Source organism: Saccharopolyspora gregorii (assembly GCF_024734405.1).
Lineage (GTDB): Bacteria > Actinomycetota > Actinomycetes > Mycobacteriales > Pseudonocardiaceae > Saccharopolyspora_C > Saccharopolyspora_C gregorii.
This window is the reverse complement of record NZ_CP059556.1, coordinates 1,731,224-1,750,570: the sequence shown is the minus strand read 5'-3', so window position 1 is coordinate 1,750,570 and position 19,347 is coordinate 1,731,224. Positions and strand designations below refer to the sequence as shown.

Annotated in this window: 21 protein-coding genes; 7 read left to right on the top strand and 14 right to left on the bottom strand. The window is 70.7% G+C overall.

Annotated elements, in window-relative coordinates; all coding sequences use genetic code 11:
• Window positions 1–146: 146 nt before the first annotated feature.
• A complete protein-coding gene (locus H1226_RS07740; protein WP_258348091.1) occupies window positions 147–971 on the bottom strand; it encodes a class I SAM-dependent methyltransferase in 825 nt (274 codons plus the stop codon).
• Window positions 972–1,004: 33 nt separating this feature from the next.
• A complete protein-coding gene (locus tag H1226_RS07735; RefSeq protein WP_258348090.1) occupies window positions 1,005–2,054 on the bottom strand; it encodes a sulfotransferase in 1,050 nt (349 codons plus the stop codon).
• A 698-nt stretch (window positions 2,055–2,752) separates the two neighbouring features.
• On the opposite strand from H1226_RS07735, the gene H1226_RS07730 reads away from it, so the two are divergent.
• Complete coding sequence (locus H1226_RS07730) at window positions 2,753–4,195, top strand: amino acid permease (protein ID WP_258348089.1); 1,443 nt, start codon at window positions 2,753–2,755, stop codon at window positions 4,193–4,195.
• Window positions 4,196–4,232: 37 nt separating this feature from the next.
• On the opposite strand, the gene H1226_RS07725 is transcribed toward H1226_RS07730, so the two are convergent.
• The 5 genes from H1226_RS07725 to H1226_RS07705 all read right to left on the bottom strand — a co-directional run bounded on the left by H1226_RS07725 (window position 4,233) and on the right by H1226_RS07705 (window position 10,720).
• Window positions 4,233–6,419, bottom strand: a complete 2,187-nt coding sequence (locus H1226_RS07725) for a putative bifunctional diguanylate cyclase/phosphodiesterase (RefSeq protein WP_258348088.1) — start codon at window positions 6,417–6,419, stop codon at window positions 4,233–4,235.
• Between the two features lie 260 nt (window positions 6,420–6,679).
• The gene (locus tag H1226_RS07720; RefSeq protein WP_258348087.1) at window positions 6,680–7,564 is read right to left on the bottom strand and encodes an oxidoreductase; all 885 of its coding nucleotides are present in this window, start codon (window positions 7,562–7,564) and stop codon (window positions 6,680–6,682) included.
• A gap of 71 nt (window positions 7,565–7,635) precedes the next feature.
• A complete protein-coding gene (locus H1226_RS07715) occupies window positions 7,636–8,343 on the bottom strand; it encodes a M50 family metallopeptidase (RefSeq protein WP_224958972.1) in 708 nt (235 codons plus the stop codon).
• A gap of 284 nt (window positions 8,344–8,627) precedes the next feature.
• The gene (locus tag H1226_RS07710; RefSeq protein WP_258348084.1) at window positions 8,628–9,941 is read right to left on the bottom strand and encodes a M20 family metallopeptidase; all 1,314 of its coding nucleotides are present in this window, start codon (window positions 9,939–9,941) and stop codon (window positions 8,628–8,630) included.
• Window positions 9,938–10,720 carry an EI24 domain-containing protein gene (locus H1226_RS07705; protein ID WP_258348082.1) on the bottom strand — a complete coding sequence of 261 codons (783 nt, stop codon included), beginning with the start codon at window positions 10,718–10,720 and terminating at the stop codon, window positions 9,938–9,940. Before H1226_RS07705 ends, H1226_RS07710 begins: the two co-directional genes overlap by 4 nt.
• A 181-nt stretch (window positions 10,721–10,901) precedes the next feature.
• On the opposite strand from H1226_RS07705, the gene H1226_RS07700 reads away from it, so the two are divergent.
• Window positions 10,902–11,837 carry a YihY/virulence factor BrkB family protein gene (locus tag H1226_RS07700; protein ID WP_258348081.1) on the top strand — a complete coding sequence of 312 codons (936 nt, stop codon included), beginning with the start codon at window positions 10,902–10,904 and terminating at the stop codon, window positions 11,835–11,837.
• 106 nt (window positions 11,838–11,943) lie between these two features.
• The gene (locus tag H1226_RS07695; protein WP_224966913.1) at window positions 11,944–12,984 is read left to right on the top strand and encodes an iron-siderophore ABC transporter substrate-binding protein; all 1,041 of its coding nucleotides are present in this window, start codon (window positions 11,944–11,946) and stop codon (window positions 12,982–12,984) included.
• 46 nt (window positions 12,985–13,030) lie between these two features.
• On the opposite strand, the gene H1226_RS07690 is transcribed toward H1226_RS07695, so the two are convergent.
• The 3 genes from H1226_RS07690 to H1226_RS07680 form a co-directional block, all read right to left on the bottom strand.
• Window positions 13,031–13,549, bottom strand: a complete 519-nt coding sequence (locus H1226_RS07690; protein ID WP_258348080.1) for a carboxymuconolactone decarboxylase family protein — start codon at window positions 13,547–13,549, stop codon at window positions 13,031–13,033.
• 116 nt (window positions 13,550–13,665) lie between these two features.
• Window positions 13,666–14,190, bottom strand: a complete 525-nt coding sequence (locus H1226_RS07685; RefSeq protein ID WP_258348079.1) for a VOC family protein — start codon at window positions 14,188–14,190, stop codon at window positions 13,666–13,668.
• Complete coding sequence (locus tag H1226_RS07680; RefSeq protein WP_258348078.1) at window positions 14,187–14,507, bottom strand: SCP2 sterol-binding domain-containing protein; 321 nt, start codon at window positions 14,505–14,507, stop codon at window positions 14,187–14,189. The genes H1226_RS07685 and H1226_RS07680 overlap by 4 nt, the downstream gene beginning before the upstream one ends.
• 93 nt (window positions 14,508–14,600) lie before the next feature.
• Between H1226_RS07680 and H1226_RS07675 the strand changes: the two genes are divergently transcribed.
• Window positions 14,601–15,275: a TetR/AcrR family transcriptional regulator C-terminal domain-containing protein gene (locus tag H1226_RS07675; RefSeq protein WP_258348077.1), complete on the top strand. Its 675-nt coding sequence runs from the start codon at window positions 14,601–14,603 to the stop codon at window positions 15,273–15,275.
• Between the two features lie 39 nt (window positions 15,276–15,314).
• Here the strand turns inward: H1226_RS07675 and H1226_RS07670 are convergent, their stop codons facing one another.
• Window positions 15,315–16,244, bottom strand: coding sequence for a DUF5996 family protein (locus tag H1226_RS07670; protein ID WP_258348076.1), 930 nt, complete (start codon window positions 16,242–16,244; stop codon window positions 15,315–15,317).
• A 340-nt stretch (window positions 16,245–16,584) separates the two neighbouring features.
• A complete protein-coding gene (locus H1226_RS07665) occupies window positions 16,585–16,773 on the bottom strand; it encodes a hypothetical protein (RefSeq protein ID WP_258348075.1) in 189 nt (62 codons plus the stop codon).
• A gap of 207 nt (window positions 16,774–16,980) precedes the next feature.
• Here H1226_RS07665 and H1226_RS07660 point away from each other — a divergent pair, with 207 nt between their 5' ends.
• Both H1226_RS07660 and H1226_RS07655 read left to right on the top strand, forming a co-directional pair.
• Window positions 16,981–17,805, top strand: coding sequence for a helix-turn-helix domain-containing protein (locus H1226_RS07660; RefSeq protein WP_258348074.1), 825 nt, complete (start codon window positions 16,981–16,983; stop codon window positions 17,803–17,805).
• Between the two features lie 14 nt (window positions 17,806–17,819).
• On the top strand, window positions 17,820–18,002 hold the full coding sequence (locus tag H1226_RS07655; protein WP_258348073.1) for a DUF397 domain-containing protein: 183 nt from the start codon (window positions 17,820–17,822) through the stop codon (window positions 18,000–18,002).
• A 1-nt stretch (window position 18,003) separates the two neighbouring features.
• Here the strand turns inward: H1226_RS07655 and H1226_RS07650 are convergent, their stop codons facing one another.
• Window positions 18,004–18,351, bottom strand: a complete 348-nt coding sequence (locus tag H1226_RS07650; RefSeq protein WP_258348072.1) for a hypothetical protein — start codon at window positions 18,349–18,351, stop codon at window positions 18,004–18,006.
• Window positions 18,352–18,412: 61 nt separating this feature from the next.
• A complete protein-coding gene (locus tag H1226_RS07645; RefSeq protein WP_258348071.1) occupies window positions 18,413–18,727 on the bottom strand; it encodes an ArsR/SmtB family transcription factor in 315 nt (104 codons plus the stop codon).
• A 99-nt stretch (window positions 18,728–18,826) separates the two neighbouring features.
• On the opposite strand from H1226_RS07645, the gene H1226_RS07640 reads away from it, so the two are divergent.
• Complete coding sequence (locus H1226_RS07640) at window positions 18,827–19,111, top strand: muconolactone Delta-isomerase (RefSeq protein ID WP_224958991.1); 285 nt, start codon at window positions 18,827–18,829, stop codon at window positions 19,109–19,111.
• The last annotated feature ends 236 nt before the right edge of the window (window positions 19,112–19,347 follow it).

The following is a 19,347-nucleotide window of genomic DNA, read 5'->3' as shown; positions in this document are numbered from 1 at the left end:
TCCGCCTCCTGGCGGCCGACCGCGCCGCCGACGCGCGGGAGCTCACGCTCACGCGGCCGGCCCGCGCCGTGCTCAACGGTCCTCTCCCGTGATCGGTGTTCCAGGGAAGCCGCGATCAACGAGGAAGCACCGTCGTGCCGCTCCGGTCAAGCACGCACGCCGGAGAACACGTCGTAGTGTTCGCCGGGGATGACCTCCCGATTCACCTCGGACAGCCCGGCCTTCTCCAGCACCGCGACCAGCTGCTCGTGCGGCAGGTAGTGCGAACGCCGCTCGAACTCGTAGACGTTCCCGTCCACCTGCAGCTCGCTGTTCCACACCCGCATTCCGGTTTCCGGGTGCGGGGTCACCGTCTCGGACAGCTCCACGACGTGTCCGCCGACCACCATGCGCGGGCGCCGAGTCACCTGCGGCTCGGTGCGTTCCAGGTCCTCCGCGCGCGTGATGTCGATGTAGAGACGGCCGCCGCCGGGGCGCACGCAGCCGACGAACTGCCGCAGCGAATCGACGAGCGCTTCCGAGTCAGGCGAAGCGTCATCGTCCCAAGTACCGCCGTAGAGATAAGATCCCCCGCCGCGGCACAGCACGACGTCGAACGAATCCTCGTACCGCTGCACCAAGCCGTCCCAGGTCAGCAGTTCGGGGGTGAGCTCGACGCCGGCGAGGCGGGCGTTGCGCTCGAAGTGGCGCAGCATCGCGGCGCTACCGTCGGAGCAGGTGACGTCATAACCGCGTTGAGCGAGTTCGATCCCGGGGAATCCGGATCCGCAAGCGCAGTCGAGGACGCGCTTGCCCTCCGGAGGGCCGATCCACTTCGCGATGCTCTCGACCGCCAAGTCCCGCTCGAATTCGAAGTGCACGCAGAACTCCCAGAGGGCGCCGATATCCGGCTCACCCTCCTCGATACACTTGATCAGCCGCGGCTCGTTGATCTCCAGCGTTTCGCCACCGGAATCACCCTGCGAATTCATGCTGCCACCTTCTTCGTCTGTTCGGAGTTCTGATCACACGTAGCCGTACGAGCTGAGCACGTCGCCGAGCACCGACTCGGCGATTTCGCGATGCCGCGCGGTGAAGACCTCGCGCCAAGCGCCGATCTGGCCTTTGAAGAACGAGAAGGAGTCCTCCCGGAAAATCTTCTCGGCGACCTCGGCAGGGCTCGACCGGGATCCGACGAAGTCGAGTATCCGCCGGATGGCGGCGTCCTGGCGCTGTTCGGTTCCGAGCCCACGCGGCCCGACCAGCTCCTCGAAGGACACCGCGCACACCCGCGGGTGGTGCAGCAGCCACAGCGCACGCCGATGGTCCCCCATGCACGGGAACGCCGGATCGCTCAGCGCGTACTCGAGCTTCTCGTCCACCGTGGGGAACGAGTTCAGGATGGCGCTGAAAACCTTGAACTCGCTGAAGTTCCCGAATCCCGCGGCCGTCTTGCCCGACAGGAAGTTCACCATCGAAAGGATCACGTCCCGCGGGTCGCGGTACATGAAGATGATGCGCGGCTCGCCGGTATCGGCCCACTCCTGGATGAAGTTGCCGTCGATCTTCTTGATGTCCAGCTCGGGGAGGATCCAGCAGACGTTCTCCGGGGTGTCCGAGAACCGCGAGCCGATGCTGCGGGAACGCGCTTGAGCCACCAGCTCGGAGTTGACCAGGGTGGCTCCGTACCGATTCTCCAGCGGCAACCCCAGCCGGGCCTGCCACGCCCAGCCGAGCGCCTCCCACGCTTGCCCGGTGACCTGGTCGAACACGTCCGGATCGGCGTTCTCCAGCTCAGCGGCCCGCTCCGCGCCGTGGACGAGCCGGGCCGCGCGCAGGCGCGCCGGCCGGGAGAGTTCCGGCCGGATGTCATCGGTGATCCGGGACTGGCCGTACATCCCGTACCCGAGCGCGACCATCAACTCCTGGATCAGGTGGGTACCGGACTTCATCAGCGAAACGATGAGGACGCGCTCAGCGGGCCCGCTCGACGAGAAGGGTTCAGTCGACATTCTTGACACACGCTCCGGATCTCGTTCTTCTACAGCGAGCCACGCCGCAGGACCGACCGACACGACAATGCGCAAAGTTCAGCACGCAGAAGTTCCACACCTCCCCCACCCGATAACGGAGAGCCCCGAAATTCCAGAAACCGACGTCAAGAACGAGAACCGATCGGCGAAGCAAAACAGAAGATGATCCGCGCTATCAAGCGGACCTTCGAACCACCGGACCCTCGGAGTTCGCCACTTAATTCGTTGATAACTTCTACACGACCCGACGAGCCGCGGTCAAGCGATCATCACCACGGCGCCGAGGCGCATCCCCAAAACCACCGATCGGAGCATTTCCCACCACTTCAGCCCATCCGGAACGGCCGGAGCGAACACCCTCAATTCCGACATAAACGACCGGGAAAAACGTGATCGGCGAGGGGACTACCTCCTCGGCAGGGAAAGCACCTAGAGTATCGACTTCTACAACGAGGGGGCTAGTTGTACGGGCAATAATACGGGACGAATGGACTCGTCCCCGGCGCGCCGCAGTCAGGCGCTCGTCCAGCACCACACCGCCGGTTCACACCGGCCGGAGATGTCGTGCGGCACCGCCTGCACCGAGATCTCCTGGACCACTCGCGAGGTCTGCCGAGGCGCCGTTCACCGCTGCGAACCAGCCGGATGGACGCCCGCGGCCGACCCATCACCGAGCCACCGTCCCGACCACCCACGGCCGGCCCGCACGGCCGCGGACGAACGCATGGGGGAGGTCTTCGTTGCCCGGCAAGAGCATTGAGCAGACCATCGCCGACGCGCAGGCTCCGCACACGTGGATGCCGCGCACCCTCGGTCCGCTCCCGCTCACCATGATGGGCATCGGGGTGACCGTGGGAAGCGGCCTGTTCGTGCTCACCGGGACAGCGGCGGCCGATTACGCCGGACCCGCGATCACGGTCTCGTTCGTGATCGGTGCCGCGGTGGCGTTGCTGGTCGCGGTCTCCTACGCCGAGTTCGCGGGCAGCGTCCCGGTGGCAGGCAGCGCCTACACCTACGCGGCCGCGGCGCTCGGCGAGTTCTGCGCATGGGTGATCGGCTGGGACCTGATGCTGGAGATGACCGTCGGCGCAGCCGCCGTCTCGGTCGGGTGGTCCGGCTACCTGGAAGACCTGCTCGGCGTGCTGGGCATCCGGTTTCCCGCCACCCTGAGCGGCCCGGACGCGGTGCTCAACGTGCCCGCGATGTCGCTGGTCCTCGCACTCACCGTGGTGCTCGTCCTCGGCATCCGGCTCACCGCTCGGGTCACGACGGTGATGACCGCCGTCAAGGTGCTGGCCGCGATCGCGTTCGTACTCGTGGGTGCACGCCACGTCGATCCCGCCAACTGGTCGCCGTTCGTGCCCGCTCCCCGGGCCTCGCCGACGGGTGGCGCGTGGGAGACCCCGTTGATCAGCGTTCTCGATGCGCAAGCGACCCGGTACGGCCTGGTGGGAGTGCTCACCGGCGGTGCCATCGTCTTCGGCGCCTACACCGGGTTCGACATCATCGCCTCCTCGGCGGAGGAGACCCGGCAGCCGCAGCGGACGGTGCCGCTGGCCATCGCCGGAACCCTGCTGGTGTGCTCGACGCTCTACGTCTCGGTGTCACTGGTGCTCACCGGCATGGTCCGCTACGACCGGATCGACCCCGCGGCGCCGGTCACCGGCGCGTTGCGGATGGTCGGTGCGACGTGGACGGCCCTGGGAGTCGCGACAGGAGCAGTGGTGGGGCTCGCTGCGGTCGTGCTCGTCATGATGATGGGGCAGGCACGGGTGTTCCTCGCGATGAGCCGGGACGGCCTGCTGCCGCGCTGGTTCGCGGCGGTGCATCCGAAGCGGCGCACACCGCAGCGGATCACCGTCGTCCTCGGCGCGGGGGTGGCCCTGGTAGCCGGGACCACACCGATCACCGAGCTCGCCGAACTGTCGAACATCGGCACGCTGGCGGCTTTTGCAATCGTGTCCGGCGGAGTGCTGCGGCTCCGCGTCACCCGGCCGGACCTCACGCGCGCGTTCCGGGTGCCCCTCGTGCCGTGGCTCCCCGTCCTGGCCATCCTCGCGTGCGTGGTACTGGCGCTGCACTACCCGCTGGTGACCTGGGCCCGTTTCTTGATGTGGATGGTGCTGGGCCTGCTGATCCGCTTCTCGGTCGCGCGCCACCGCACCACCGGACCGGGCAGCTGATCCGCCCGCCGCGCGCCTGGTCGGCCACGAGGCCACGTCAGACGACGTCGCCCTCCGACTCGTGGTCGTGCTCGTGCGGCGGTTGCGCGGCACCGAACTTCCGCAGCAGCGCCTGCGCGTCCCACGCGGTGACCGGCTCGCCGTAGCGGGGGCCGACCGCGAAGTCGCAGCCCGCGTCCACCCAGTGCCGTTCCTGCTGTTCGTCGGCGACCTCGCCGGTGCAGATCTTGACACCGCTGTCGTGCATCAGCGGGGCCAGCTGCCGCACCGCGCGCACCGCCGGGTCGTCCGGATCCACGCATCCGTGCACCAGGTCGACCAGCTCTTCCGCCAGCCGCACCCCGTCCACCGGGATCCGCCGCAGCGCCCGCAGCTCCGGCGCCGACCCGGCGAAGCTGTGCAGCATCACGCGCGTCCCGAGCCCCCGCAGCAGCCGCAGGTTCTCCAGCAGTTCCTCGGAAGCCTCCATCACCACGCGGGTCGGCACGGCCAGGTGCATCCAGCTCGGGTCCAGATCGCCGTCTTCGAGCACCGACCGCACCAGCGCCACCAGGTCCGGGTCCCGCACCTGGTTCTCGCTCAGCTCCACCAGGAAGCAGGTCCGGTAACCGGAGCGGTGCCACAGCCCGACCTGGCCCCACGCTTCGCGCAGCAGCCAGTCCCGCAACGACAGCGTCACCCCGGAGCGTTCCGCGAGCTGGAGGCATTCCCGGTGGCCCAGCGCCCCGTGGTCCGGCGGGTCCCACCGCAGCTGCGCCTCCACCGAGATCAGCGCACCCGTGTCCAGGGCCATCACCGGCCGGTAGCAGACCTGGAACTCGCCGAGCTCCAGCGCGCCCGGCATGATCGCCGCCAGCTGCGCCTCGGTGCGCTCGTCCGGTGCGATGTCCGGGTCGAACAGCGCCCACTGCCGGGCGCCGGCGATCTCCGCGCGGCGCAGCGCCACGTCCGCGGCCCACATCATGTTCGCCGGATCCGCTTCGGCGACGCGGCGGCGCACCACGCCGATGCTGGCGGAGGTGGCGATGCCGTGCCTGCCGATGTAGATCGGTTCGGACAGCTCCTCGTTGATCAGCGCCGCGAACTCGGGGATCGCCGGGGTGTGCGGCGATTCGCTGATGAGGATGGCGAATTCGGTGCCGCCGAAGCGGGCGACCAGCGCTTCCTCGTTCTCCACCAGCTGCTCCAGCCGGTGCGCGACGGCGCGGATCACCTTGTCGCCGGTCTCGTAGCCGAGCCCGTCGTTGATCAGCTCGAACCCGTCGAGACCCAGGTGGTAGAGGGTGAGCATCCCGTCCGGCGGGAAGTTGCCCTGCGCGGCTTCGAGCCTGGTGCGGAAGTACTGCCGGTTCGCGAGCCCGGTCATCGCGTCGTGCAGCGCCTGGTACTGGATGCGTTCCTGCAGCAGGTACAGGTCGCTGATGTCCTCGACCATCGTGACGATGTGCCGCGGTTCGCCTTCGGCGCCGCGCAGCAGCGACACGGCCAGGTAGGTCCAGGCCTGCTCGCCGTCGGCGCGCAGCAGCCTGCGGCGTTCCCGCAGCCGCTGCCCCGGGCCGCCTTCGGCGAGTTCGGCGTAGGCCGCGTTGAGGTAGGCGGCCTCCTCCGGGTGGAACAGGTCGTGGATGCTCATCTCCAGCAGGTCCGCTTCGCGGTGCCGGAGGATGTCGGCGAGCGCCGGGTTGACCTCGGTGAACCGGCCCTTGAGGTCGCAGATCGCGACGCCGATGGGCGTGCTGGTGAACACCTCGCGGAACCGGGCGTCGCTGGCGCGGCGTTCCCGGTCGGCGCGCAGCAGCAGCTGCGCGGTGGTGCGCTGCTGGACCTCGGCGCGTTCCCGGTCCGCCGCGGAGTAGCCGGCGGCGATCGAGGTGAGCAGTTCCAGCAGGTGCCCGACGGCGCCGACCCCGGATTCGCCGACGACGGTGTCGCGGATCAGCTCCAGCGTGCACTGGAGGCTGCCGGGGCCGGTGGCGCGCAGCTCCACGAGCCGTTCCCCGACGATCCGGCCGGATTCGGCGGCTCGCGACGGGTCCTGCAACGCTTCGGCCAGTTCGTCGGCGAGCTCGGCCAGCGCGTGCTTGAGCTCCACGTCGGACACCTCGACGAGGTCCGGGGAGCACGCGGCGAGCCGTTCGGCCCACCGCAGCACCAGCGTCGCGCGCCAGCCACCGCGTTCCGGCTGCGCCCCGGCCCCAGCATCCGGGTCGAGGGGGTCACCCATGCTCAGTTCACCTGTCCGTCGACCGCACCGGCGGACCACGCGCCGGGCAGGGCGAGACGCCCGGTCGCCAGGAAGCGGGCGTCCCGCGCGGAGGCCTTCCGGCCCCCAGGCTCGTCGCACCACGCCGGTCCCCGAACGTCTCCCCGTGTTCGCCAGACTACTGGGTGATGTCCAGTACGCGGAGCACCGTCCACGGGCCTCCTCCGTCCACCGCCGTTGCCACGAAAGTGATCATCATCCCCCGGACGGCGGCGCGATGATCACCGGGCCTGCTCGGCGGCGGTGCCCTCGGCCACGAGCGCGTCGAGCTCGGCCACGTCCTCGTCCGACAAGTCCACCCGATCGGCCGAAACGTTGATCTCCAGGTGCTCGATCGAGGAGGTCCCGGGGATCGCCAGCACGTTCGGGGACCGGCGCAGCAACCAGGCCAGCGACACCTGCGCGGGCCGGGCTCCGCGCCGCTGCGCGATCGACCGCACCACCTGGTCGTCGCGCACCCCGCTGTCGGCGACGAACCCGGAGCCGAGCGGGAAGAACGGCACGAACGCCACGCCGAGCCGCGCGGTGCGCTCCAGCAGGTCGGCGCTGCCGCGGTCCAGCAGGTTGTAGGCGTTCTGCACCGCGGCGATCGAGGTCAGCCGCTGGGCCTGCTCGAACTGCTCGGCGGTCACGTGGGACAGCCCGATGCCGCGCACGAGGCCCTGGTCGCGGAGTTCCACGAGGGCGCCGAGCTGGTCGGCGAGCTCGATCCCCGGCCGGTCGGCGACGTGGCGCAGGTAGACGAGGTCGAGGACGTCCCGCCCCAGCCGGCGCAGGTTGTCGTGCACCTGGGACTTCAGCGCGTCCGGGTGCGACAGCGGCAGCCAGGCTCCTTCGCGGTCCCGGTAGGCCCCGATCTTGGTGGCCAGCAGCAGGTCGTCCGGGTACGGCCGCAGCGCTTTCGCGATCAGCTCGTTGACCGTCCACGGGCCGTAGAAGTCGGCGGTGTCGATGTGGTCCACCCCGAGCTCCACCGCGCGGCGCAGCACCGCTTCCGCGCGGGCCGGGTCGGTGGGCGGGCCGAGCACGCCCGGCCCGGCGAGCTGCATCGCGCCGTACCCGATGCGGTGGACCGGGCGGACGTCGGGGATCTCGAAGGTCGTCACCTGGCGATGCTGCGCCACGGAACCGGTCCAGCACAAGGCCACTGTGGACGGCGCGACCCCGTTCGGGCCCGTCAGAGCTGCGGGATGAGCAGCAGCCAGCGGCCACCGAGCACGAGCGCCGCCCCGCCGAGCAGGAACCAGACGCCCAGCCAGAGCCCGGCGGGGGTCCGGGTGAGCCGGGCGAGCTGGTCGGCGTCCGAGCTGGGCGCCCGCCCCCTGGTGCGCTTGCCGCGCAGCTCCGCGATGGGCCGCAGCCCGCCGAACAGCAGGAACCAGCTGAACAGCACGCAGCACGCGGCCTGCCACTGCGGGGTGGCGAACCAGGACACCGCGAACAGCGCGCCGCCGGTGACGACGATGGACAGCACCCCGTAGGCGTTGCGGATGGCCAGCAGCATCAGCGCCAGCAGCGCCACGGCCGCCCACAGCGCGACCCGCTCCTGGTCGAACGACACCAGCGCGGCCCCGCCGAGCCCGAGCAGGGACACCGCCGGGTAGCCCGCGAACAGGGTGAACACCATGCCGGGCCCGGTGGGACGCCCGGTGGAGAGGGTGAGCCCGGAGGTGTCGGAGTGCAGCCGGATGCCGTTGAGCTTGCGGCCGCTGAGCAGCGCGACCACGGCGTGCCCGCCTTCGTGCGCGATGGTCACCACGTTGCGCAGCAGCCGCCAGCTGCCGCGGTTGAGCACGAGGCCGAGGGCGACCAGGCCCAGCAGCAGGGTCAGCGCCGACCCGGAGTCGAGCAGCTCGTCGCTCCACGACCTGACTAATTCGTCCACAGCAGACACACCTGGCTCGTCGGGTTCGTTCGGGCGACGCCGATCGTACGCAGCGCCCGCGCCCCGCCCCCCGAACCCGCCACCTCCCGCTCAGCGGTTCTCCCCGTCAGCGGCGAAGCCGATGAGCCAACGACCACGCACGCAACCGGACCACCAGCGGGTTCTCAGCTGTTCCCTCGCGAGGACAGCTTTTTCCCTCGTGGCGAAGCCACTCGGGAAAAAGATCCCGCAGCGAGGGAACAGCTGAGGTTCCGCCACCCCACCCGCAAAGCAAAACGAGCCGATCAATCGAAGAAAGAAGGCACGTCCAGTGCTCCGCCGGCCTGCTCGAACTCGGCGTGCACGGCGGCGCGCAGCCGTTCGTCGGCCAGGTAGTCGAGGGCGGTGAGGGCGAGGCCGGTCGCGCCGTCCAGCACGGCCCGGTCCCCGGCCTCGGACCGGGCGGCGGTGGCGAATCCGGCGGTGTGCAGCGACAGTCCGGCGTCGTCGAGCCCGATCATCGGGTGGATGGCGGGCATCCGGTAGCTGAGGTTGCCGAGGTCGGTGGAGCCGGTGAGGTACTCGGGCACCACGCCGCGGGGCAGCGAGGTGCGGCCACGCCTGGCCTGGTGCTCGGCCCAGCGGGCGGCGAGCGCGTCGTTGTGCCGGATCGGCAGGTACGGGTACTGCCGGTCCCAGACGAGTTCCACGCCGCAGCCGGTCATCTCGGCGGCACCGCGCGCGATCCGGTCGATGCGGTCGGCGAGGTCGCGCAGCGAGTCGGGGTCGGCGGAGCGCACGTAGAACTGGGCGGCGGCGCGCTCCGGCACCACGTTGGGCCGCTGCCCGCCGTCGGTGATGATGCCGTGCACCCGGTCGCCGGAGGGCATGTGCTGGCGCAGCGCCGCCACGCCCTGGTAGGTCGCCACCACCGCGTCGAGCGCGTTGCGGCCCATGAACGGCTGCGCCGAGGCGTGCGCGGCGATGCCGTGGAAGGTCACGTCGACCTGGCGGCGGCCGAGGAACGGGTGGGTGGCCACGTCGTGCGAGAACGGGTGCAGCATCACCACCGCGTCCACGTCGTCGAAGATCCCGGCGCGGGCCAGGATCTCCTTGCCGCCACCGCCTTCCTCGGCAGGCGTGCCGACGAGGCTGAGCCTGCCGCCGACCTCGCCGACCGCGGTGGCGGCGCCGAGGAACCCGCCGACGCCCGCGGAGCAGATGATGTTGTGCCCGCACGCGTGCCCCACCCCGGGCAGCGCGTCGTACTCGGCGAGCACCGCCACGTGCGGGCCGCCGCTGCCGGTGCTCGCCAGCAGCGCGGTCGGCAGCTCGCCCACCCCGACCCGCGCGTCGAAGCCCTGCGCGCGCAGCAGGCCGGCGACGGCGGCGACCGAGCGGTGCTCGGCGAAGCCCTCCTCCGGGTGCTCGTGCAGGTCGTGGCTGAGTCCCAGCAGGTCCGCGGCGTGCTCGTCGAGCCACCGCTCGGCCCGGTCGCGCACCGCGGCGGGCGCGCCGTCGTGCTCGGAGCGGATCGGTGCCGCGGTGGCCACGGCCCGCTCGGTCGCCGCGGCGACGGACTTCAGGTACGAGTCGTCGGGAGTGGTGGGTTGCGTCATTCCCGCACTGTAGGTCGCTCGGGAGACGTCCCGGTGCCCTCGGTGCCGTCGAGCTGCCGGTGCGCCAGCAGCGTGCCGCCGACGACGGCGGCGGGGATGATTACGAGTTGCAGCACCGGCACCAGGCACAGCAGGTAGGTCGGCAGCCCGAAGCCGAGCGTGCTCGCCTTATTCGCCGCCAGCGAGCGGTGCCGGTCCCGCACGGTGAGGCCGCGGCGCGCGAACACCAGGCCGACCATCTCCAGCGCCACCACCCAGGCGCCGAACACGGCTCCCAGCACCGGCACCACCGTCTGCCCGAGCACCGGCACGAAGCCCAGCGCGAACAGCACGACCGCGCCGGCCAGCGCCACCAGCACCAGCTTCACCGCGTCCCGCACCCCGCGGCCGAGCTGCCGGGCGAACCCGGCACCGTCGTCGGCGGTGTCGAGCCCGAGCCGCTGTTCGGCCTGTTCCGCGATGTGCTCGTAGAACGGTCCGCCGATCAGCAGGGTCAGCGCGATGAACGAGATCGAGCCGAGCAGCGCGGCCGCACCGACCAGCGCCACGCCCAGCACCACGCGGAACGCCTGGCGCAGCCAGTCGGTCCAGCCGTCGGCGAACGGGGTCAGCGCGGTCACCAGGTCCGAGCTGAAGTACAGCAGCGCGCCGAGCGATCCGAGCAGCAGCACCGCGCTCAGCAGTGCGGGGATCGCGCCGATCAGCAGCAGCCGCGGGGACCGCACGATCAGGCCGAATCCGGTGCCCAGTGCGCGGGCCCCGGCGATGAGGTTCTTCATGCCGCTCCAGGGGAAGTGGATCTCGCCGCACGGTATCGGGCCCGGTTCCACCGCCGAGGCCCGGATCAGGACCGCGCTGCCGTGATCTGACCCACTCCCCCGTAACGCCGGCCGTGGCGGATCGGTCCCAGGGTGCGCGACCCGCGTTCTCGAACGCGGCGCCGGAAAGGGGAACGGGATCGTGCTGACACCGCAGCGAACGCTCGTGGACCGGATCTGGCACGGGCAGCCGCGCAACCGGCAGCTGCGCGGCCTGTGGCGGCTCACGAAGAAGACCATCGGCGCCAGCGCGCGGCACCGGCTGACCGGGCTGGCCGGGGAGGCGGCGTTCTTCACGCTGATCTCGATGCCACCGGTGCTGCTGGGCCTGGTCGGCACGCTCGGCTACCTGGCGGGCGTGCTCGGCGGGGAGACGATCACCGCGGTCCGGAACGCGTTGGTGTCCGGGGCGGCAACGGTGCTGTCCCCGCAGGCCATCGACGAGCTGCTGCAGCCGGTGCTGGACGAGGTGCTCAGCTCCGGCCGGGCCGGGGTGATCTCGATCGGTTTCGTGCTGGCGCTGTGGTCGGGTTCGGCGGCGCTGAACGTCTTCATCGACACGATCTCGGTGGTGTACGGCCTGGCCGGCCAGCGGAACGTGGTGCGGCAGCGGTTGATGTCGGTGCTGCTGTACACGGTGGCGCTGTTCGGCGGGATCGTGCTGCTGCCGCTGCTGGCGGTGGGCCCGTCGGTGATCGCGGACTGGTTCCCGCAGGCGTCGGTGGTGGTGTACGCGCTGTACTGGCCGGTGATCGTGATCGGGTCGATCGCCTCGCTGTGCACGTTGTACTCGTTGTCGCTGCCGCTGCGGGCGCCGTGGCTGGAGCACCTGCCAGGGGCGGCGCTGGCCCTGCTGGTGTGGCTCGGGGGCAGCCTGGCGCTGCGGATCTACCTGGACGTGACGATCGAGCACTCCCCCGTCTACGGTGCGCTGGCGGCGCCGATGGGCGTGCTGCTGTGGCTGTACGTGACGGCGTTCGCGGTGCTGCTCGGCGGCACGGTGAACGCGGAGCTGGACAGCGTGCAGCCGTCGCGCCGCACCGCCCGGTTGCGCCGGGAGCTGGTCGGTCCGGAGTGATCGCCGGGTGACGGGTCTCGCGGAGCGGTCGTCCGAAGTCACACCACAGCCGGGCGCGGCTTTGTTAGGTTAGCCTCGCTTGACTGATCCGGATGAAGGATGCGCGATGACCTCTGCTGACCGAACACACCCGCGGGTCGAGCCCTTCGGCGGGACCCGCCTGGGCAGGCGCGGTTTCCTGGCCGGTGCGACCGGCCTGCTCGCCGCGGGTCTGGCGGCCTGCGCGGGTGGTTCGCCCGCGCCGTCGGGCCAGGCGGCGGGCCCCGGTTTCCCGGTGCGGATCCCGAACAAGTTCGGCACCGCCGAGATCCCCGCGGCTCCGGGCAAGGTCGTCTCGCTGGGCATCACCGATCACGACGTGCTGCTGCCGCTGGGCGTGGTGCCGGTCGGGCTCACCGCCTGGGGCCCGTGGGAGTCCGGGGTCGGCCCGTGGGTGGAGCCGATGCTGGGGCAGGCGAAGCCGAAGCAGCTGGGCAGCGACGTGGACGTCGAGGCGGTGATCGCGCTGATGCCGGACGTGGTCCTCGGCGTGCAGAGCGCGTTGACGCAGGACCAGTTCAACCGGCTGAACGCGTTCAAGCCGGTGGTGGCGCAGCCGCCGGGCACCATCGACTACGGCGTGGACTGGCGGCTGCAAGCCGAGACGATCGGCCGCGCGCTGGGCGAGGAGGACGCGGCGAACCGGCTGATCGCCGAGACCCAGGCCCGCATCGAGCAGGTCCGCGCGGACAACCCGAAGTTCGAGGGCCGCACGCACGTCACGGTGCGCACCGATTCGGCGGGCAACTACGCGGCCTACACGAAACAGGACGCGCGGACCGCGCTGCTGGAGCAGCTGGGCTTGAAGCTCGCCCCGTCCATCGAGGGCATGGACAGCGGCGGCAAGTTCAACGTGAAGGTCAGCAAGGAGCAGGTGTCGCTGCTGGACGCCGACGTCGTCATCGTCACCACGGCGAAGCCGACGGACGTGGCGGCGGTGCGCGCGGATCCGCTGCTGAACAACCTGCCCGCGGCCAAGCGCGGCGCGCTGGTGGTGCTCGACGACTACGACCTGACGATGGCGCTGGGTTCGGCGACGGTGTCGAGCATCCCGTTCACCTTGGACAACCTGGTGCCGAAGATCGACGAGGCGCTGGCGAAGGCGTGACGGCGCGGCGCCCCGTTCGACGACGCGGCGAACGGGGCGGTCGCGCTCAGATCAGCGGCGCTGCTTCCAGCGGGACCCGGGTGGACTCCAGGAACCTGCTGACCATGTTGAAGTAGCTGCAGCACAGGATGAACTCGGTGGTGCGCCGCGTGCCGTGCTCGGCGAGCAGCGCTTCGAGCAGCCGGTCGTCCAGGCGGACGTTGCGGGTGAGGTCCTCGGCGGCATCGATGACCAGCCGGGTGCTCGCGTCGAATCCGCTGACCGGGCCGTCGACCCCGACGCGCTCGATCTCGTCGTCGGTGACGCCGACGAGCTTGGCGATGCGGACGTGCTGCGCCCACTCGTAGTGCGATCCGGTGATGGTCGCGATGCGCAGGACGGCGATCTCCCTGGCGCGTTTGTCGAACTCGGACTGCATGAGCAGCGAGCCGGCCAGGTCCAAAAACGGTTTGAGGCTGTTCGGCGCGTTGGCGACCATCCGGAAGATGTTGGCGTCCGGGAGTCCGCGCAGCAGCCTGCGGTTCTTGTCGGAGAGTTCGTCGTCGGCGGGCAGCGGGATGCTCACGGTGTCCTCCTGGTCGGGGTGGTGCCCGTGCCCGCTCGGACGCGACGGGTGCGGCGCGGGTGCGCCCGTGCGCGTCCGAGCGGCGGGCCCTCGGCGCTCGGGGAGCGCCGGGTAGTTCACATCCGGCGGATCGGCTTGCTGCCGTCCCACTCGGCGGCGGTCTTGCGGATGAAGTCGAACACCGACCGCTTGGGGCCGCTGACGTCGGAGATCTCGACGACGGTGCCGGGGTGGAATCCGGTTTCCAGGTAGGCGAAGCGGCCTTGGGCGCCACCGACCGCGCCTTCCTGCCCGACGGTGTAGCCGCGGGCGAGGGCGGTGTCGTAGAGCCGCTGGTACTCGGTGGTCCAGTAGCAGACGTGCTGGAGCCCTTCGTTCCCGGCGGCGAGGAAGTCCCGGTACATGGACGGGGAATCGTCGGCGGGCTGGATCAGCTCGATCTGCAGGTCGCCGGAGTTCGCGAGGGCGAGGTCCACGCGCGCTTCGGACGGCTCGCCGCGGTAGCGGAAGTCCTCGAAGCTCAGACCTTCGAAGTAGAACCAGGGTCCGACTTCCAGCACCTCGACCCAGTTCGCGATGGCGGTGTCGAGGTCGCGCACGACGTAGCCGTTCTGCGCGATCTCGCCGAACAACCGGCTCATGCGAGCGCGGCCGGGTCGAGCAGGCCGGGGAACTCCTTGGCGAGCTGCAGGTCCCCTTCGACCTGGAGCTTGCCGGCGAGGAAGGAGGCGACGCCGTCGGCTTCGCCGCGCAGGATCGCCAGCAGGTCCTCGTCGGAGCTGGTGAGCGTGGCGTCGGGATCGTCGGCGGTGCCTTCGGTGACGCGGAGTTCGCCGTCGGCGACGGTCACGTGCACGGGGGTCGAGATGTTGAGCTGGATGGTGCCTGCGATCCCGTCGGCGGCTTCGCGGTCGAAGGCGGCGGGCAGCTTGTTGATGACGTCGAGCGTCGACATCATCCCTCCTCGGTTCGTTTACCTACACCGTAGGCTTTCGGTGGTGACCTTATACCTACGCTGTAGATATCGACAAGGGTGGGGCACACTGACCCCGTGACCACGACCGGACCGAAGGGCCGCCGCGGCAGACCGCCCCGCGGCAGCGCGACGCTGTCCCGCGAGCGCGTCGTCGAGGCGGCGCTGGCGCTCGTCGACGAGGAGGGCCTCGACCAGATCAGCATGCGCAAGATCGCGCAGCGGCTGCGCGTCGACCCGATGAGCCTCTACAACCACGTCGCCGACAAGGACGACGTGCTGGACGGCATCGCGGAGGCGCTGCTCGCCGGCATCCCCGCGCCGCCCGCCGACGGCAGCCCGCGGGAGCGGATGGAGGCGGTGGCGCGCGGTTTCCGCACCGCGATGCTGGCGCACCCGAAGGCCGCGCCGACCGTGCTGACCCGGCAGCTCGCCTCACCTGCCGGGCTGGCCCCGCTGGCCGCGGCCGTCGCGCCCCTGCTGGACGCGGGCTGTCCGCCGCGGGAGGCGGTGCACGCGCTGCGCGCCGCGCTCGGCTTCCTGGTCGGCAGCCTGCTGCGCGAGGTGAACGCGGGGCCGTCTTTCGGCACCGATCCGGCGGCGGGCGGGCAGCGCAGGCGGACCCTGGAATCCGCGGAACTGCCGTCGCTGACGGCCATCGCCCCGCACCTCGCGGTGTGCGACCACGAAGCGGAGTTCGAGTACGGCCTGGACCTCGTCCTCACCGCCGTCGAGCGGAAGCTGCCCGGGTGACCGCCCGCCCGCCGCGGCGCCCCGGGCGGGCGGACCCGTTCACCTGAGGCGGGCGCGGGGCGCGGTCTCCAGGAGTGGGCGGTCCCAGTCGCCCGCGCGCGCGGCGGCTTCGTAACTGCCGCGCAGGAAGTCGAGCAGCGTGCGGTCCGGGTCCGCCGCGGCGCGCACGTCGGCGTAGTCGAGCACGAACTCGCCGAGGTCCGCCCGGTAGGACGCCGCCTCGGGCGGCACCGGGTGGCCCCGGAATCCGGCCGGTTCCGGGTAGGCGTAGGAGTAGAACAACCCTTCGCCGTCACCGCCGGGCCAGAACCCGCAGCTGCTGAGCTCGTGCGAGTAGCCCTCCACCATCACCTCGTCCGGGCAGTTCGGCGCCCCGCCGGGGTGCGGCGGCGCAGGCCTGCCGGAGAACCGGGTGACGGCGAGGTCCATCGCGCCCCAGAAGTAGTGCACCGGGCTGGCCTTGCCGAGGAATTCCGCGCGGAACTCCTGGAACACGCGGTGCGCGGCGACCAGCTGGCGCCACCACAGGTGCGCGCTGGCCGGCTCGTAGGTGGCGTGCTCGGTGTCCTGCTGGAACGGGATGGCGTGGCGCACCTCGTTCGGCGCCGCGTGGATGCCGGTGCGCAGCCCGAGGTCGTCGAGCGCGCCCATCACCTCCCGGTGGAACGCGGCCACCGACTTCGGTTCGAGCCGGACGATCCGCTCGTCGTCGGCGGTGCGGATCCGCAGCACCTGCGCGCAGAAGTCGAATTCGGCGTCGAAGAGCGCTCCGCCGTGCGGGACGGCGGAGGTGGTGAGGCCGCGCGCCGAGACGTACAGCGCGGACTGCCACCAGTGGTTGACCATCGGCGCCAGCGCGAGCCGCACCTTGCCAACGACCTGCGTCCACAGGTGCAGCGTGTCCCGCGTGCCCGTCCAGTCCTCGACCCGCAGCGCGGGCCAGGTCGTGGCCTCCCGCAATCCCGTCATCGCGTCCCTCCCCCGGTCTCGCCCGTTCCCCATCTTGCGGGGCGAACGAGGTGAACGCAGCAGCCGAAGGACACCGAAATCCCAGGTCAGAACGGGACCAACGCCCCTTCCGCACGCCTTCCCCCGCGGTTCGCCAGGCGGTCGCGGGGGAAGGCGCGGCCGGGCGGCTCGGGGCACGGCACCGCCCGGGAGCATCCGCGCCCACCCGGGGGAGGTAGTGGAGGCGGATGCGGGTGCCCCGCCGGGCGCTCGCGGTCGGGGAGGCGGGAGCGGCCCGGCGGGGCTCGGTCCACCGCCGGCGGAAGGCGTGGCGGCGAACCGGATCTTCGGTCGAGCGGGGCTACCCCGCTTCGAGCACGACCGGCGGGTCGGCGCCGATCGTCACCTGGGACCGGGCCGCGAGCACCCGGGTGCAGGCCATGCACGGCATCCCGAGCAGGTCGGAGATCTGCTCGGCGTCCGCGGCGGGCAACCGCACCCCGCAGAGCGCGAGCCAGTCACCCTCCACTGTGGACATCGCGATGTGCACGACCCGCCGCACCCCCCGCCGCCCCGGCCCGGTACCGGACCCGCGCCGGGAACGAGGTGGCGGAACCGATCGATCGCTGCTGCCGCGGAGGTGGCGAACCGTCATCTTGATGCATGCATCAATCTTGAGTGCATGCGTCGGATCGCACAAGATCCACCTTCGGGTGATGGCGGGGAACGCACGTGGTCACGACTTACGATGTTCGACATGGCGAGCAGCGCAGACACCCCACGGGCTCGCGCGCTTGGCGTCGAGCTGTGGCAAGCCAGGCGGGCCACCGGGATGACCTCCCGAGACCTGGCCGAGCTGGTGGGACGCAGCAACTCGCACGTTTCCCGTTGGGAGAACGGCAAACTCACTCCCAGCGAAGCCGATACCGCGACCATCCTCGCCGTTCTCGGCGTCACCGGAACCGAGCGAGACCGCATCCTCGAACTCGCTCGCGACGCGCTCGAACCGAACTGGGTCGCGCCCGGCACCGACAAGCAGCTAGCCGCTCTGACCGAATACGAACGGACCTCGACGCAAATCATCAACGTGGAACCGCTGATGATTCCGGGCCTGTTGCAGACCTACGACTACGCGCGGCACATCATCGCCGAGTTCGGGGCGTCCAGCCGCAGCGAAGCCGAACAACGCGCCCAGCAACGCATCGGCCGTCAGCACGTGCTCACCGGACAACATCCGAAGCGGCTCCACGCGATCATCGGCGAAGCGGGGCTCCGCTACCCCGCCTGTCCGCCGGACCTCATGCGCGAACAACTCCACGAACTCACTTGGGCGGGCCAGCGCGACAACGTGGAGATCCAGGTCCTCCCGCTCGACCGACCGTGCGGGCCGGCGCTGAGCGGTTCTTGGGCCTTGATCGAATTCGCGCAGGCCAAGCCGGTGGTGCAGCTCGAACACTTCGACACCTCCACGACCATCACGGACGTGAAGGCGGTCAAGACCTATCGCGCAGCGGTCGAGACCTTGCGCAAAACGGCGCTGAGCCCAGCCGATTCCGCGGATCTGATCGCCGCGTTGTCATGACAGGAAGAGGAAGCATGCCGGAGAACTGGCGGAAGTCGAGTTACAGCGGTGGGAACAACTGCGTCGAGATCGGCCGGATCGGCGGTCGCGCCGCGATACGCGACACGAAGGCCCCGGATTCCGCTCGATTAACGACCACCGACACCCAGTGGACCGATTTCCTCACCGCGATCAAGCACGGCCGGTTCGACGGCTGAGCTACCGGAGCTCAGTCAGCTCGACGTGGATCCGGACCTTGCCGCCGTCGTCGCGGACGGCGTGGGCCTGGCCGGTGCGGCGGTCGCCGCCGATGTCGATGGTGAGCGGGCCGGGCTGCCGGAAGTTCCGCCACCAGCGCTTCTGGTCGGGCAGTTCGACGGCGATGGTGGCGCCGGACGCGGTGCGGCGGATCGCGACGACGAGCGCGAACTCGCGGCCGGACCTGCGGCCCGCGTAGGACACGACCGCCATGCTCGTGCGCCCGACCTCCGGCCACTTCGCGAACCGCCGGACCAGCGGCGCGACGACCTTGTTGATCCACCGTCCGCCTGCGGACACGATGCTCACGGCGCGTCCCCCTCGCCTCGATCCAGCGGTTCGAAGATCGAGCGTACGCGGATTCGCGCGGTCAGGCCGGTTCTTCTTCCAGCGAGCGCAGCACCCCGTCGAGCGCGAGGTCGTAGCGCTGGAGCACGTCGGCGCGCAGCGACACGAAGCAGCGGGTGCCTTCGAACCGGCAGCGCACCAGGCCCGCCTCCCGCAGCACCTTCATGTGGTGGCTGAGCGTCGAGGGCCCGACCTCCACCGCGAAGTCCTCCCGCTGGTGCTCGGCGCGGTCGGCGAGCACCGCGACGATCCGCAGCCGCGCCTGGTCGCCGAGCGCGGCGAAGATCCGGTCGAGCCGGACGTCCCGCAGGTCCGGATGGTCGGGATTGCGCGCCATGCGCTCCAGCCTACTAGTTCGAAGTTCGTCGAACTTCGATGTATGGTGGCGGCACCCGGCCGTCGCACCGCCCGGCCCCCAGCAAAACCAGGAGCACCCGTGGAATTCCTCGTCCAGGTCGACGTCGCCCGCGTCTTCGAACTCCCCGCCGCCGAACGCGAGGACGTGATCACCCGCGAGAAGGCGCGCGGCCGCGAACTGCTCGCCGACGGCGTGATCCGGCACTTCTGGACGGTCGTCGGCAAGCGGGCCAACGTCGGCGTCTGGGTCGCCGACGATGCCGAGCAGCTGCACGCGATCCTGTCCGCCCTGCCGATCTGGCCCTGGGCCGACATCGAGGTGACCCCGCTGATCACCCACGAGCTCGCCGCCGAAGCGGCATAGCACTCCCCCACCCGCCGATCAAGGAAGTTCACCGCACTCGATCTCGCCAACCGGTTCACCCCGCAGCACCTCCCACCTCGCCCGACGGCTCCGGCACCCTGGAATTCGACGCATTCCCGACGCAGGAAGGGCGAAACGATGGGCCGACGGGACGCCGACCGGGACGGGCAGGGCACGCCGCAACCGGACAAGTGGGAGACGTGGGGAACGGACGACGACGGAAATAAGCACGAAGG

What these genes read in the sequence shown, in the direction of transcription:
- H1226_RS07645 (WP_258348071.1), bottom strand. Translation starts at nt 18,727, where the DNA reads ATGGCGCGCAATCCCGACCATCCGGACCTGCGGGACGTCCGGCTCGAC.
- H1226_RS07710 (WP_258348084.1), bottom strand. Translation starts at nt 9,941, where the DNA reads ATGACGCAACCCACCACTCCCGACGACTCGTACCTGAAGTCCGTCGCC.
- H1226_RS07660 (WP_258348074.1), top strand. Translation starts at nt 16,981, where the DNA reads ATGGCGAGCAGCGCAGACACCCCACGGGCTCGCGCGCTTGGCGTCGAG.
- H1226_RS07695 (WP_224966913.1), top strand. Translation starts at nt 11,944, where the DNA reads ATGACCTCTGCTGACCGAACACACCCGCGGGTCGAGCCCTTCGGCGGG.
- H1226_RS07670 (WP_258348076.1), bottom strand. Translation starts at nt 16,244, where the DNA reads ATGACGGGATTGCGGGAGGCCACGACCTGGCCCGCGCTGCGGGTCGAG.
- H1226_RS07655 (WP_258348073.1), top strand. Translation starts at nt 17,820, where the DNA reads ATGCCGGAGAACTGGCGGAAGTCGAGTTACAGCGGTGGGAACAACTGC.
- H1226_RS07740 (WP_258348091.1), bottom strand. Translation starts at nt 971, where the DNA reads ATGAATTCGCAGGGTGATTCCGGTGGCGAAACGCTGGAGATCAACGAG.
- H1226_RS07680 (WP_258348078.1), bottom strand. Translation starts at nt 14,507, where the DNA reads ATGATGTCGACGCTCGACGTCATCAACAAGCTGCCCGCCGCCTTCGAC.
- H1226_RS07725 (WP_258348088.1), bottom strand. Translation starts at nt 6,419, where the DNA reads ATGGGTGACCCCCTCGACCCGGATGCTGGGGCCGGGGCGCAGCCGGAA.
- H1226_RS07685 (WP_258348079.1), bottom strand. Translation starts at nt 14,190, where the DNA reads ATGAGCCGGTTGTTCGGCGAGATCGCGCAGAACGGCTACGTCGTGCGC.
- H1226_RS07705 (WP_258348082.1), bottom strand. Translation starts at nt 10,720, where the DNA reads ATGAAGAACCTCATCGCCGGGGCCCGCGCACTGGGCACCGGATTCGGC.